At 43.9% G+C, this 14,037-nt stretch carries 12 protein-coding genes; 8 read left to right on the top strand and 4 right to left on the bottom strand.

The window, feature by feature from the left end; all coding sequences use genetic code 11:
• Nucleotides 1-57 precede the first annotated feature (57 nt).
• Complete coding sequence (locus AAV35_RS07845; RefSeq protein WP_008589632.1) at nucleotides 58-1,164, top strand: N-acetyldiaminopimelate deacetylase; 1,107 nt, start codon at nucleotides 58-60, stop codon at nucleotides 1,162-1,164.
• A 209-nt stretch (nucleotides 1,165-1,373) separates the two neighbouring features.
• On the opposite strand, the gene AAV35_RS07840 is transcribed toward AAV35_RS07845, so the two are convergent.
• Nucleotides 1,374-2,240: a mechanosensitive ion channel family protein gene (locus AAV35_RS07840; protein WP_008589635.1), complete on the bottom strand. Its 867-nt coding sequence runs from the start codon at nucleotides 2,238-2,240 to the stop codon at nucleotides 1,374-1,376.
• 165 nt (nucleotides 2,241-2,405) lie between these two features.
• Between AAV35_RS07840 and AAV35_RS07835 the strand changes: the two genes are divergently transcribed.
• From AAV35_RS07835 to AAV35_RS07815, 5 genes are all read left to right on the top strand, one after another.
• Entirely contained in the window at nucleotides 2,406-4,157 is a 1,752-nt protein-coding gene (locus tag AAV35_RS07835; RefSeq protein WP_008589638.1) for an ABC transporter ATP-binding protein, read from the top strand.
• 15 nt (nucleotides 4,158-4,172) lie between these two features.
• Nucleotides 4,173-5,984 (top strand): ABC transporter ATP-binding protein, encoded by a 1,812-nt coding sequence (locus tag AAV35_RS07830; protein ID WP_008589640.1) that lies wholly within the window; start codon nucleotides 4,173-4,175, stop codon nucleotides 5,982-5,984.
• Nucleotides 5,985-6,262: 278 nt separating this feature from the next.
• A complete protein-coding gene (locus tag AAV35_RS07825; protein ID WP_008589642.1) occupies nucleotides 6,263-7,615 on the top strand; it encodes a cytochrome ubiquinol oxidase subunit I in 1,353 nt (450 codons plus the stop codon).
• Nucleotides 7,615-8,628 carry a cytochrome d ubiquinol oxidase subunit II gene (locus tag AAV35_RS07820; RefSeq protein WP_008589644.1) on the top strand — a complete coding sequence of 338 codons (1,014 nt, stop codon included), beginning with the start codon at nucleotides 7,615-7,617 and terminating at the stop codon, nucleotides 8,626-8,628. The genes AAV35_RS07825 and AAV35_RS07820 overlap by 1 nt, the downstream gene beginning before the upstream one ends.
• 65 nt (nucleotides 8,629-8,693) lie before the next feature.
• The gene (locus AAV35_RS07815; RefSeq protein ID WP_008589645.1) at nucleotides 8,694-9,362 is read left to right on the top strand and encodes a potassium channel family protein; all 669 of its coding nucleotides are present in this window, start codon (nucleotides 8,694-8,696) and stop codon (nucleotides 9,360-9,362) included.
• Between the two features lie 93 nt (nucleotides 9,363-9,455).
• Here the strand turns inward: AAV35_RS07815 and rnjA are convergent, their stop codons facing one another.
• Both rnjA and AAV35_RS07805 read right to left on the bottom strand, forming a co-directional pair.
• Nucleotides 9,456-11,123, bottom strand: coding sequence for a ribonuclease J1 (gene rnjA, locus AAV35_RS07810; protein WP_008589648.1), 1,668 nt, complete (start codon nucleotides 11,121-11,123; stop codon nucleotides 9,456-9,458).
• 2 nt (nucleotides 11,124-11,125) lie between these two features.
• Nucleotides 11,126-11,335: a DNA-dependent RNA polymerase subunit epsilon gene (locus AAV35_RS07805; RefSeq protein ID WP_008589650.1), complete on the bottom strand. Its 210-nt coding sequence runs from the start codon at nucleotides 11,333-11,335 to the stop codon at nucleotides 11,126-11,128.
• A 381-nt stretch (nucleotides 11,336-11,716) separates the two neighbouring features.
• Here AAV35_RS07805 and AAV35_RS07800 point away from each other — a divergent pair, with 381 nt between their 5' ends.
• Nucleotides 11,717-12,490 (top strand): Cof-type HAD-IIB family hydrolase, encoded by a 774-nt coding sequence (locus AAV35_RS07800; protein ID WP_008589652.1) that lies wholly within the window; start codon nucleotides 11,717-11,719, stop codon nucleotides 12,488-12,490.
• Between the two features lie 59 nt (nucleotides 12,491-12,549).
• On the opposite strand, the gene def is transcribed toward AAV35_RS07800, so the two are convergent.
• Nucleotides 12,550-13,101: a peptide deformylase gene (def, locus tag AAV35_RS07795; protein ID WP_008589656.1), complete on the bottom strand. Its 552-nt coding sequence runs from the start codon at nucleotides 13,099-13,101 to the stop codon at nucleotides 12,550-12,552.
• 128 nt (nucleotides 13,102-13,229) lie between these two features.
• Here def and AAV35_RS07790 point away from each other — a divergent pair, with 128 nt between their 5' ends.
• A complete protein-coding gene (locus AAV35_RS07790) occupies nucleotides 13,230-13,898 on the top strand; it encodes a YkyA family protein (RefSeq protein ID WP_008589657.1) in 669 nt (222 codons plus the stop codon).
• The last annotated feature ends 139 nt before the right edge of the window (nucleotides 13,899-14,037 follow it).

The following is a 14,037-nucleotide window of genomic DNA, read 5'->3' as shown; positions in this document are numbered from 1 at the left end:
TTAAATCATGAAGCTGTCCTTTCTGAAGGGCAGCTTTTCTGGTAAGGAGGCGAAAAAATGGATTACGTTAAAACGAGAAGAGCTCTTCATAAAATACCGGAACTCGGATTCGAAGAAGTGAAGACACAGCAGTTGCTTCTGGATATGATCGATACGATGCCCGGAGACAATCTCACAGTAGAGACGTGGAGGACAGGGATATTCGTGTTCGTACGGGGGACATCCCCGACAAAAACGATCGGGTACCGGACAGATATCGACGGTCTTCCTCTGGAAGAAAACACGGGATATTCTTTTTCTTCCGAACACCCCGGAAGAATGCACGCGTGCGGTCACGACTTCCACATGACAATCGCACTTGGGGCTCTTGAATACATGGCTGCTGAACCCCCGCGGAATAACGTTCTGTTTATATTCCAGCCTGCGGAGGAAGGGCCCGGGGGAGCAGAACCCATGTTAAGATCCGAGCCGATGAAGAAGTGGAAACCGGATACCATTTTTGCTCTTCATGTTGCACCCGAACTTCCTGTGCGCACTATTTCAACCAGACCGGGCCTCCTGTTTGCGAACACGAGTGAGCTTTACATTGATTTCAAAGGTGTGGGGGGGCACGCGGCTTATCCGCACAAAGCTTTCGATATGACAGTAGCAGCGAGTTATTTTGTGACCCAGCTTCAGCAAATAGTCGCAAGGAGGATAGACCCCCTGGACAGTGCAGTAGTTACCATCGGTAAGATACAGGCGGGAAGGGTGCAGAATATTATTGCTGAAACATCAAGGCTGGAAGGGACGATCCGTACAACGTCCGGCATTGTTATGAAAGATGTGAAAGGGGAAATAGAGAAGTTAGCCCGTGGTATGGAAATCTCCAATGACTGCAATATAACCATCGATTACGGTGCTAATTACTATCAGGTATATAATGAAGAGGAAGTGACCGAAAAATTCACTGCTCTTATGAAAGAGATGGGATATGATTGCAGGGAAGCCGACAGAGCTATGACCGGGGAAGATTTCGGTTACATGCTGAAGGAAATACCGGGGTTCATGTTCTGGCTCGGGGTGGATTCACAAGCAGGTCTGCACCAGTCCTCTCTAAAACCCAAAGAAGAAGCATTGGAGTATGGAGTATCCATAGTCAAAGATACTTTATATCATCTTTAGAAGTTCATTTATTCAGAAGCATCCGTACAAAGTTAAACAGAGAGAACGGGGACCGGTCGACAGCCTCCGGTTCCCGTTCTCTCTGTTATTTATATGATAAGATAAGCGATTTACTCTTCCCCTGCATAACTTTCCAATTATATGATAAAGCAGAATCCCCCGAGATACTCTCCGGAAAATCTTAACAAACTGTTCAGCTTCTTGACTAATTAATTGTAGCTGTACTCTTCCTTTTTGGCTTCTGACCTGTCTTTGAAAATATTGACCTGATGAGGGAACGGAATTTCAATGCCTGCTGCATCGAATGATTCTTTTATAGCTTTAAGCAAATCACGTTCTGCTCCCCACTGCTCCATATTTTCAGTATGGCCTAACAGGCGGAGAACTACTTCTGAATTGCCGATGCTCTGGACCCCTAATACGTCAGGGCCTTCTTTAAAACGAGCATCATCCCTGAACCGGTCAGCTACTCCCTGCAAAATGTGCAAAGCTTCATCAATATTGTCGTAATAGGAAATCTGAATGTCCACAAGAGCGCGCATATTGCCTCTTGAATGGTTGCTTACACCCTCGATCAGCCGGTTCGGAATAAAATGAAGTGTACCATCAAAACCGCGTACTTTGGTTGTGCGTATCCCAATTTCTTCCACGATTCCGTCATAACCGCCTACTGTAACATAATCATCCACTTCAGCCTGCCGCTCCAGCAGAAGGAAGAAGCCTGTCATTACGTCAGCTACAAGGTTCTGCGCTCCGAACGCCACGGCGAGACCGATAATTCCCGCACCTGCCAGGAGCGGCCCGATATTTATATTTACTGCACCGAGTAACATGACGACCAATATGAAAAGAAGAGTGTAGGAAAATATGTTAACACTGAGTTTTTCCAGGGTCTTCATACGCCCCGGGGCCAGTTTTCTTTTCTTTCCCATCGTTTCCATCGTTTTGGCAATGGCTTTTGATCCCAATGGATTAATAATGGAGAAAGCGACAAGTAAAATTACAATTTCAATTAAAACCGGTAAGACCGTACTTATTATACCGGCAAGATCAAATTCAATTCCGAATATTTCCATACTGTTCCCTCCTCTTTATAAAAAAATAATAAGAAAAATAGTGTAAGAAATCAACCTGAACTTATTATCCGTATATTTTTCAATAAATTTAAAAAAATCTGTCAAAATGCTGGCAAATTATTTCGAAAACCGATATATTAAGATTACTGGAAACGGGGTGAAATGATGGACATATTCAAAAAACTGAAACAGTATTACTGGCCTTATAAAATGTGGCTTTTAGGGTCGATCATCGCGCTAATATTCGTAACTGCTATTACTGTCGTATATCCGATTGTATTACAGATTACTATAGATGAAGTGATCCGGGGAGAAAAATACTCCTGGATACCTTATATCAGTCTGATCTTCATTGCCCTCATGGGAATTAAAGCGATAGCTACTTACATCGATCAGTATTTCGGTGACTATTTTGGCATCCGCTCTGTTTTCTCTTTGCGGGAAGCACTTTACGAAAAGCTGCAGCGTCTTTCTTTCCGTTATTACGATAACGCGAAAACGGGGGACATTATGTCGAAGCTCACCGCCGATGTGGATGGATTCCGTTTTTTCTTATCTTTCGGGTTTTCGGAGTTTGTACGCATTATACTATTGATGACGGCAAGTCTCGGAGTCATGTTTTACTACTCTATACCTCTGGCTCTTATAACTATGGCCGTTATGCCTTTTTTAGCGGTGGTCGTCTTCCGCTTCGACCGGATTGTACACCCGGCTTTCAGAAGAATAAGGAAGTCCTACGGTAATCTCAATACGCGGGTACAGGAAAATATAAGCGGCATGAATACAGTAAAATCACTGTCCCGCGAGGATTTCGAAGTTAACAGATTTTTAGACAGAAGCGGAGATTATCGCCAGACATACATTAATACTTCAAACATATGGGCCAGATATTTTCCTCTTATGGAATTCATCGGAAACGTAAGCGTCGTAGTGCTTCTCGCTTATGGGGGGTATCTCGTAATGAACGGGGAACTTCAGCTTGGAGAACTCGTCGCATTCTTTAACCTCGTGTGGCTCGTGCTCGGTCCGCTTATGAATTTCGGGTTCGTAATCAACCTGTTTTCACAGTCCAAAGCCTCCGGAGAGAGACTGCTGAGTATACTTGAGGAAGATGAAGATATTATAAATGACCCGGCTGTGGATCATGCATCAATTCGCGGCTCTGTAGTATTTGAAGACGTAACTCTGACTTACCCGGGGGAAGAGGATAAGGCTTTGCGTAACGTAACGCTCCACGCTCCGGCCGGTACAACGATCGGTCTCATCGGAGCTACGGGTTCAGGAAAAACGAGTGTTACTCAGGTCCTGACGAGATTCTATGAGCCGGAGTCAGGAAGAGTTTATGTGGATGGAAAACCTGTGAAAGATTATGATTTGCAGCATTTAAGAAGGAACGTAGGGGTCGTTCTGCAGGAATCCTTTCTGTTCTCCACAACGATTAAAGAAAACATTGCCTACGGAAATCCGCTGGCTACTGAAGAAGACATCGTCAGTGCTGCTAAAAGAGCACAGGCCCACGATTTTATTATGGAAACTCCGAAAGGGTATGACACGCTACTCGGCGAGAGAGGTATGGGGCTGTCTGGAGGACAGAAACAACGGATTGCCATAGCTCGGGCCATACTTATCGATCCTGCCGTATTGATTCTGGATGATGCCACTTCTGCTGTGGATATGGAAACGGAATTCAAAATTCAGAAGGCTTTAAGGGAAGTAATGAAAGGGAGGACGACATTTATTATTGCTCATCGGATTTCCTCTATTAAGCATGCTGACGAAATTCTGTTGCTCGACAGGGGCAGAGTAGTGGAAAGAGGGGGACATGAAGACCTGCTTGTAAACAACGGAACATACCGGAGAATCTATGATATCCAGTATAAAGACAGGGATAAAATATTTAAAGCTCATCGGCAGTAAGAAAGGAGGGGTCAAATGGCACGTAATAAAAAACACCTGGAAAGATTTCAGTACACCCAGGACCAGGCTATAGAGAAACCGTTTAATTGGAAACAACTGCTGCGTCTTCTGAAGTACTTGCGTCCTTATACGAAAAAACTGCTGCCTATAGCAATTACGGCTATGCTCGTCTCCACGTTAGTCCGGATGTTCGTACCTGTTCTTATCGGTAGTGTAGCCATTGACAGCGCTATAGCGGATAAGGATGTCCCTTTTTTGACATGGCTCGTTATCGGTATTTCTCTTATGTATCTGATCAGTTATGCCGGGAATAATCTTCGTATAAAATACGTGAATATACTGGGACAAAACGTCATCTATGATTTGAGGAGACACTTATTCACTCACGTGCAGCGGCTTTCTCATCGATTCTTCGACACAAAATCGGCCGGGTCGATTCTTGTCAGGATTATGAATGATATTAATTCGCTGCAGGAGTTGTTTACGAACGGTATCATAAACGTACTGATGGATATCGTTCTGCTTACAGGCATTGTGGTGCTTTTATTCGCGTTGAGTCCTAAACTTGCTATAGCAATTCTCATTGTGCTTCCGCTCATGTTTTATATTTCCACGAAACTGAGAAGGAACATACGCAGGTCCTGGCAGACGGTCAGAATCGAACAGTCCAAGCTGAACTCGCATTTAAATGAAAGTCTGCAGGGAATGAGGATAACGCAGGCGTTTGCTCAGGAAGATGAAAATGCCGAATACTTTGAAGGGATAAATACAAGTAACTTCAATGCCTGGAAAGAAGCTTCGAGGAAGAGTGCCATGTTCCGTCCATTCGTTGAAATGAGTAATGCCATCGGAACGGTTATACTGCTCGCATACGGTGCTTACTTAATTCTCGAGGGGGATGTCACGGTAGGTACGTTTGTAACCTTCTCTATCTATCTCGGTATGTTCTGGGAACCTATATCAAGACTCGGTCAGATGTACAATCAGTTGCTGATGGCAATGGCAGCGTCAGAGAGGATATTCGAGTTCCTGGATGAACAGCCGAACGTAAAAGAAAAGGAAGATGCGATCGAGTTGAAAAGCATGAATGGTCACATAGAGTTTGACCGCGTAAAATTCGCCTATGATGCCGAGAGGATAGCCATTCCTGACTTATCTCTTGAGATAAAACAGGGTGAGACGGTTGCTCTCGTAGGACACACCGGTTCCGGTAAGTCCACAATCGCGAATCTGATCAGCAGATTTTATGATCCTACTGAAGGAGAAGTGAGAATAGACGGAATCGATCTGCGTGATGCGAAAATCGACAGCATCCGCTCCCGGATCAGTGTTGTACTTCAGGACACCTTCATTTTCTCGGGGGATATTATGGAAAATATCAGGTTCGGAAGGCCGGAGGCAAGTGATGAAGAAGTGAAAGAGGCTGCCCGGGTGGTGGGAGCGGATGAGTTCATTGATCGGCTGCCTAACGGATACAGGACGGAAGTAGAAGAGCGGGGCAATATTTTATCGGCCGGGGAGAGACAGCTGCTTTCATTCGCCAGAGCTCTCCTTGCCGATCCGAGTATTCTCATTCTTGATGAAGCTACGTCAAGTATCGACACGGAAACCGAAATGAAAATCCAGGAAGCACTGAACAGACTTTTAAAGAATCGTACAGCTATTATGATAGCTCATCGCCTGTCTACTATCAGGGAAGCCGATAAAATCTTTGTACTGGAGAATGGAAAAGTTCTGGAGCACGGATCGCATGAGGAACTGATGGAAAGAGAAGGGGAATATTATGAGCTGGTAAAATCACAGTTTCAAATGCTTGATGCTATCTGACCTGCCGTTATTCCGGCAGGTCTTTTGACTAAGTAAAACTTAAAAAGTGCAGTCCTTCCCTCTGCTATCCGCTACTGCTTTTACTCTACTGGAGAGTTCCGGTCACTAAATGTTAACAAAGTTCTTTTTCACTTAAATGACACAGGTCTATGAGTAGACACGTTTCCTCAGGGTAAGGTATTATAGTTGGTAACAGGATATTGTGAAATAAGTCACAAATTTGTCAAAACCTGATAAGGATTAAACTGTACTCAGTTATCATAAGAGGAGGAAATAAAATGATTGAATTGGATTCCGTCATGCTGAGCCGTATGCTTACGGCTATGACGCTGATTTTTCACATTATTTTCGCTACAGTAGGCGTAGGAGTTCCGGTCATGATCTCCATAGCCGAACTCATCGGAATAAAGAAAAAAGATAAATATTATTCGTTAATGGCGAAAAGATGGGCGAGGGGCTTCACGATAATCGTGGCAGTAGGCGTGGTTACCGGTACGGCTATAGGTCTGCAGCTTTCTCTGCTGTGGCCGAGTTTTATGCAGCTGGCCGGTAAGGTGATTGCTCTGCCGCTGTTTATGGAAACTTTCGCTTTCTTCTTTGAAGCCATTTTCCTCGGGGCATATCTCTATACGTGGGACCGCTTTAAGAACCCTATGACTCACTGGTGGCTCTCTATTCCCATTATAATTGGCGGAACATTGTCCGCATTCTTCATTACGACAGTGAACGCCTTTATGAATACACCTGCAGGGTTCGATGTGGAGGATGGAGTAATCAACGCGATTAACCCGTTGGCAGCAATGTTCAACCCTGCGACTCCAACGAAGGTCTTTCACATGGTGTCCTCAGCTTACATGACTTCTGCGGCGATTCTTGCGACGATAGCTGCTGTAACGTATCTCGTGAAACGGGATCAGGAATATGCGAAGCGCGCGCTGAAGCTGACAGTTACAGCCACACTTGTTTTCTCCATCTCCACGGCTGTGGCCGGAGATTTATCTGCAAAATTCCTGGCAGAACACCAGCCGGAGAAACTCGCGGCAGGGGAGTGGCACTTTGAAACTGAAGAAGGTGCGGACCTCGTGCTTTTCGGGACCCTGAATGATGATAATGAAATTACCGGAGAGATAAGATTACCGAAAGCCTTGAGCTTTCTGGCTTACGGAAATTTCGATGCGGAAGTGACGGGACTTGATAAAATTCCTGATGACGAAGAACCGCCGTTGTTTATTCACTATTTCTTCGACCTGATGGTATCGATAGGAATGTTTGTACTTCTGGTGTCCGGGTTGTATGTACTGATGACCTACGTCAAGAAATGGAACCCGCATAATAAGCTGATGCTCTGGGCGCTGACTACCATCGGTCCTTTATCCATGCTTGCTATTGAATTTGGCTGGGTGTACGCCGAAATCGGAAGACATCCTTGGATTATGAGAGGGTTTATGAAAGTGGCCGAGGGAGCTACTACATCTCCGAACGTGGGAGCTATGTTCCTACTGTTTTTCCTTCTGTATTTTGTTCTTGGCATCGGTACTCTTGTAGTTCTGCGTAAAATGTTCAAAGATCACCCTGCGGAAGTGGAGCTTGAACATCTTTACACGGAAGTTGGTAAAGGAGGGGAGCGATAATGGGATACGAATATATAGGTATCACAGTTTTATGGGTGTTTCTCTACGGATATCTGATTGTAGCTTCCGTTGATTTCGGAGCAGGATTTTTTGCTTATTACGCAAGAAGAACGAACAAAGATCATATTATGAATAAATTGATTTCCAGGTATCTATCACCTGTCTGGGAAGTAACGAACGTATTCTTCGTGTTTTTCTTTGTAGGACTCGTCGGCTTCTTCCCGGATATGGCTTACTATTTCGGTCAGGCTCTTTTAATACCCGGAAGTATTGCGATTGTGCTGATGGCTATCCGAGGTTCCTTTTATGCGTTTGAAAGCTACGGCTCAAAAAATAACTCTGTTTTCATGTTTCTCTATGGAGCTACGGGGTTATTGATACCTGCTTCACTTTCTACGGCTCTTACTATTTCGGAAGGAGGCTTCCTTAACGTAACGGACGACGGGGTAAGACTGCAGATTACTGAACTGCTGCTCAGTCCGTACTCCTGGAGTGTAGTCTTACTTGCAATCGTCTCGGTGCTTTACATCAGTTCGATGTTTCTGTCATATTATGCCCATAAGGCGGGAGATAAAGACGCTTTATCGTTGTTAAGAAAGTACGCTCTGTTTTGGAGTATTCCTACGATTATCGCCAGTATGACGGTGTTTATAGCTATGAGTCAGCACAACCCCGAGCACTTTGACAAGCTGTTCGATTACTGGTGGGTGTTTGGGCTCAGTGTGTTGTTTTATCTGATAGCTGTATTTCTCGTCTACAGTGAAAAACTGTACGGCTTTGCCTTTATCGCCGTAATGCTACAGTTCTTCTTCGCTTTCTTCGGATATGGTGTTTCGAAATTGCCGTATCTGCTTTACCCGCACGTTACGATTTCCGAAAGTGTAACGCCTGATGCTATGGGATTGGCTCTGGTAGTCGCATTTATAGGCGGGCTGCTGTTACTTATCCCTTCTCTGGTGATGCTGATGAGAATGTTCCTGTTTGATGCAGATTATATTAAAGGTAATAAATAGCTGGAGAGGTCTTCCTCTCCGGCTATTTTTGAGATAATATACGCGTAGGAAGGGTGGAATTAGTGATGAAAAGAGAATTTGCTGTAATAGGCCTGGGCAGATTCGGCGGTAGTATCTGCCGGGAATTGAGCGAAGAGGGGATGGATGTCCTCGCAATCGATACGGATGAAGATAAGGTGAACGAATTCAAAGATATAGCTTCTCATGCTGTTATTGCTGATGCTACCGATGAAAATGCATTGAAAGAGCTTGGAATTAGGAACATTGATCATGTGATCGTGGCAATAGGGGATAATATTCACGCAAGTATACTTGCTACACTTATACTGAAGGAACTGGGTACTAAAACCCTGACTGTAAAAGCACAGAATGACTACCATGAGAAGGTACTGAATAAAATTGGTGCTGATCACGTAGTGCATCCGGAGAGGGATATGGGTAGAAGAATAGCTCACAATATCATCTCCAACAATATCCTTGACTACATTGAGCTGTCTGATGACCATAGCGTCGTGGAGGTAAAAGCCGGAAGCAAGATGCGGGGGAAATCACTCATCGATCTGGATATTCGTGCCCAGTATGGTTGTAACGTAGTTGCTATCAAAAGAAACAGGGACATAATCGTTTCACCGAGAGCTACAGAAAATATAAAAGAAAGTGACGTACTGATAGTGATCGGTGCTGATATAGATATCAGCCGCTTTGAAAAACATCTCGTCGTGGAAGAAGATTAGACAGATACTTACGGAACAAATAAAAAAGCGCGCCCTCCGGGAAAAATGTCTTCCGGGGGGGGGCGCGCTTTAATAATTATTAAACTGATGGAATCATACTTCCATAATGATAGGAAGAATCATCGGACGGCGTTTTGTCTTTTCGAAAAGGAACGGAGCAATCGTATCAGTGATTTCGTTCTTGATTTCCGACCACTGGGTTGTCCGACGTTCCATGACTTTATTTACATGCTTAGTAACAAGCTTCTGTGCATCTTTGATCAAGTCTTCGGATTCTCTCATGTAAACGAATCCTCGGGAGATGATGTCAGGGCCGGAAGCAATCTTGAATTCTTTCATATTAATGCTTACGACTACAATCACAAGACCTTCCTCGGATAAAATACGGCGGTCCCGAAGAACTATATTACCTATATCGCCGATGCCGCTGCCGTCCACATAAACAGATCCGGATGGGATTTTACCTGCTACCATCGCTTCGTCTTTGCCTAACGCAAGAACATCACCGTTATCCATGACGAATGTATTGTCAGGTTCCACATCACAGTCTTCGCTTAGTTTGGCATGTTCCTTGAGCATGCGGTACTCTCCGTGAATCGGCATGAAGAATTTAGGCTGGATCAGACGGAGCATCAGCTTCATTTCTTCCTGACTTCCGTGTCCGGAAGTGTGGATGTCACTGAGGGGTCCGTGAATCACTTCGGCACCCGCACGATAAAGTTTGTTGATGGTACGACTGACACTGATAGTATTACCAGGGATTGGGGATGATGAGAATACAACAGTGTCATTCGGGATGATCTGGATCTGACGGTGTGTACCGTTTGCAATTCTGGAAAGCGCGGCCATAGGCTCTCCTTGCGAACCGGTACACAGAATAGCTACTTCATGAGCCGGGAGACGGTTAATTTCATGAGCATCTATGAATGTACCTTTGGGAGCGTTGATGTATCCGAGTTCCTGACCGATACGTATGGAAGATTCCATACTTCTACCGAAAACGGCCACTTTTCTATTGTGCTTCACAGCACCTTCCACCATCTGCTGCAGACGGTAAATGTTAGAAGCGAAAGTTGCAAAAATCAGGCGTCCTTTAGCGCGGGAGAAGACGTTCTGAATATTTTCGCCAACGACTCTCTCTGATTTAGTGAAGCCCGGTACTTCAGCGTTCGTACTGTCCGAAAGCAGTGCAAGAACACCTTCTTTCCCGATTTCAGCCATACGCGCGATATTTGCCGGTTCTCCGACCGGGGTGAAATCAAATTTAAAATCACCCGTGTGCACGATGTTACCGGGAGGTGTTTTGACCACAATACCGAAGGAATCAGGAATACTGTGAGTCGTGCGGAAGAAAGACACAGAGGTCTTGCGGAATTTAATTACATCATCTTCCTGGATTTCATGAAGCTTGGTGCTTCTTGTTAATCCATGCTCGCTGAGTTTATTTTTCAAAAGGCCTGCTGCCAGTTTCCCGGCGTAGACAGGGATGTTAATTTCACGCAACAGATAAGGAATACCGCCGATATGGTCTTCGTGTCCGTGAGTGATGAATAATCCTTTGATTTTATCCTGGTTCTGGATAAGGTACGTGTAGTCAGGGATAACGTAGTCAATGCCCAGAAGTTCGTCTTCAGGGAATTTGATACCGGCGTCAATGAGGATAATTTCGTCTTGAAATTGGACGCCATACGTATTTTTACCGATTTCTCCAAGGCCGCCTAAAGCAAAGACGGCAGTCTGGTCGTTTTTAACGAATTTCATTATTAAAACGACTCCATTTTGAAATCTTCGTCCTGCTGCTCATACTGAAGGTGTTCCTCACTTAAACCTTCAATATACTCAATATTTACGTTCTTATCGGCTAATTTTTCACGTACCTCGCGTTCTATTTCTGCTTCTACGTACATAGAATCTGTACGTTCTCTTACAGGCACTTCATTCGGAAGTTCCTGGTAATAAACTTTGTAAATCATTACATTTATCTCTCCTTTATTAAAAAAATACATACTTTACACGTTCTCCCGGAATTCAAATAAGCTTCACGCATACATCTTTCGCTCGAGTATTCGTTTCCAACGTTTTTTTAGCTTTCTTTTTAAACGCTTCATCATAGCGTCCATCTCCCTTCAGGCTAATGGAAGAAAACTGTTACCAAAACGTATGACCGCCCAATCCCTGTTACTTATAGTATAATACGGTTTTCCTTATAATGAAACAACTAACTTAATTATAAGGGTAAAGTTTTTTGTTTTTCGTGTAATACAAGAAAGAGGGGAGACCAGTTCCTTTCAAAAAAATTGCACTCATGCTAAAGTATATCCATTAAAGAATATCCAGTCCGGGGAGGAAGGAAGATGACGAAAAAATTAGCCTTTTTTGATATAGACGGAACACTTTTGGACCACGATAAAAAGTTACCGCAATCTACGATAGACACGATCAGAAAACTTCAGGATACAGGGGTTTACTGTGCGATTGCGACCGGGAGAGCCCCATTTATGTACAAAGAGATCAGAGAGCAGCTTGGTATCAGTTCTTTTATCAGTTTTAATGGACAATATGCAGTACTGGAAGGAGAACCTGTATATAAAAATCCTCTGAATTACGAAGAACTTGCATCTCTCCATAAGAAAGCGATCAGCAATAATCATCCTGTGATCTTCATGAGTGACGAGAATATGATGGCTACGAGACCTGGAAGCTGGCGTATTGAACAGGCGCTCGGTTCCCTCCGTTTCGAATATCCTGAGGTTGATGACCGTTATTACGAGAAAAGGGAGATGTATCAGTCCCTCCTATTTTGTGAAGGGGAGGAAATTGAGAGTTACCGGCAGACACATAGAGCTTTCGATTATATACGATGGCATAAATATTCCTGTGATATTATTCCGAGTGGAGGATCGAAATCAGAAGGGATCAGAAAGCTTATCGAGTCTGCAGACGTAGCGATGGAGAACGTCTACGCTTTTGGAGATGGCCCGAATGATGTGGAAATGATCCGTGATGTAGGAACGGGTATTGCTATGGGGAATGCCGTGCCCCAGGTGAAAACTGTGAGCGACTATGTAACAGATGATGTTTCCAAAGACGGACTGACAAAAGCTGTATATGAAGTTGGTCTGCTATAATAAAAAATCCTGCTGCACTCGTTTAAGTGCGGCAGGATTTTTTTATCGGAAGGTTCCACTCAATCGGCCGGAGTAGCATTTTCCGGTAAGGCATACGGCTGATCTTTATTTATATGATCATAAAACATGATGCCGTTCAGATGATCAAGTTCATGTTGAAATACTATTGCGGCGAAGTCTTTGAGTCTGAGTTTCACTTCTTCCCCGCCAAGTGTCGTAGCTTTCAGAGTTATCCTGCGGTATCGCGGGACATATCCGGGCACCTCTCTGTCCACGGATAAACAGCCTTCCCCGGTAGAAAGATAGGTGTATTCTACCGAATGGCTGATGATTTTCGGGTTGAAAAGTCCGTAGCTGTATTCTTTATCTTTTGTATCCGTAAAATGCACAGCCATCATACGTTTATTGATGTCTATTTGCGGAGCGGCGAGCCCTACTCCGGGGCGAAGTCCGTAACGGTCACACATCTCTTCATCCTGACTGTTTTTGATGAACTGCAGCATGTCCTCCAACGTCTTCCGGTCTTCCGAGCTCGGAGGAAGATCTACATTTTCAGCAGTTTTTCTTAAGGCAGGGTGTCCTTCCCTGACGATATCTTCCATCGTAATCATCGTTCTCATCCTTTCTTTCCTGGTTCCACGGGGAAAATCATCTTTTCATTTTATTTCAACTATTATACTATTGTAGATAGAAATGAAAAACAATAAAAGTTTTTGATTGATTAAGGGGGAAGCGATTGGTGAAGAGAAAGAGCGTTTTGTTCATTATTGCAGGCTGTTCATTTTTATTTGCAGGCTGTTCCAGTCAGACGGCTCAGGAAGAAATATATGACCACCTCGAAGAAACTGTATCATTGGAAGAACCGTTCGAGAAATATCAGAAACAGATCAATGACCTGGAAAATGAAGAACGGGAGTTATATAAAGAAATTATTGCAGCAAAAGAAAGTGAGATGGACAAAATCGAGAAGCTTTCCGATAAAGCTCTTGAAAATGTCGAGGAAAGAAAAGATAAGCTGGATTCAGAAAATGAAAGTATTCAGTCAGCAAGGGATGAATTCGAAGAAGTAGAATCCTCTATCAGTAACATTGAGGAAAACGAAGAGGCTGGGTCCGCTGCCGGAAATATGGTAGCTGCCATGAACAAACGTTATAACGCCTATGAAGATATGCACTCCCTATACGAAGAACTGCTGAAGATGGATGAAGAACTCTACGCAATGCTGAAAAAAGAGGATGTCGCAGAAGAAGAACTGCGTGCGCAAATAACCTCCGTAAATGATAAGTTTACAGAAATCACGGAAGTAAATGAAACTTTCAATGAAAAGACTGAACAGTTTAATGAGTTGAAAAAGAAATATTATGAAGCTTCCGACCTGAACGTGAATTATAATAACAACAAAGGGTAAGGCCGTAGAGAAATTACGGTCTTTTTCTTTTGCAACTGGGAACATTATCGTCTACAATTGTAACAGAAAGTAAAAGTGAGTAATACAGATTACAGCCTAAGGATCCCCTGAATTTCCTCAGCGTCGGCGACTTTGCAAG

The organism is Salimicrobium jeotgali (assembly GCF_001685435.2).
GTDB lineage: Bacteria > Bacillota > Bacilli > Bacillales > Halobacillaceae > Salimicrobium > Salimicrobium album.
This window is presented reverse-complemented; position numbering and strand designations above follow the sequence as displayed.

Excerpts from the sequence above, each read along its gene's own strand:
- AAV35_RS07845 (WP_008589632.1), top strand. The coding sequence starts at position 58 with ATGGATTACGTTAAAACGAGAAGAGCTCTTCATAAAATACCGGAACTC.
- AAV35_RS07840 (WP_008589635.1), bottom strand. The coding sequence starts at position 2,240 with ATGGAAATATTCGGAATTGAATTTGATCTTGCCGGTATAATAAGTACG.
- AAV35_RS07835 (WP_008589638.1), top strand. The coding sequence starts at position 2,406 with ATGGACATATTCAAAAAACTGAAACAGTATTACTGGCCTTATAAAATG.
- AAV35_RS07830 (WP_008589640.1), top strand. The coding sequence starts at position 4,173 with ATGGCACGTAATAAAAAACACCTGGAAAGATTTCAGTACACCCAGGAC.
- AAV35_RS07825 (WP_008589642.1), top strand. The coding sequence starts at position 6,263 with ATGATTGAATTGGATTCCGTCATGCTGAGCCGTATGCTTACGGCTATG.
- AAV35_RS07820 (WP_008589644.1), top strand. The coding sequence starts at position 7,615 with ATGGGATACGAATATATAGGTATCACAGTTTTATGGGTGTTTCTCTAC.
- AAV35_RS07815 (WP_008589645.1), top strand. The coding sequence starts at position 8,694 with ATGAAAAGAGAATTTGCTGTAATAGGCCTGGGCAGATTCGGCGGTAGT.
- rnjA (WP_008589648.1), bottom strand. The coding sequence starts at position 11,123 with ATGAAATTCGTTAAAAACGACCAGACTGCCGTCTTTGCTTTAGGCGGC.
- AAV35_RS07805 (WP_008589650.1), bottom strand. The coding sequence starts at position 11,335 with ATGATTTACAAAGTTTATTACCAGGAACTTCCGAATGAAGTGCCTGTA.
- AAV35_RS07800 (WP_008589652.1), top strand. The coding sequence starts at position 11,717 with ATGACGAAAAAATTAGCCTTTTTTGATATAGACGGAACACTTTTGGAC.
- def (WP_008589656.1), bottom strand. The coding sequence starts at position 13,101 with ATGATTACGATGGAAGATATCGTCAGGGAAGGACACCCTGCCTTAAGA.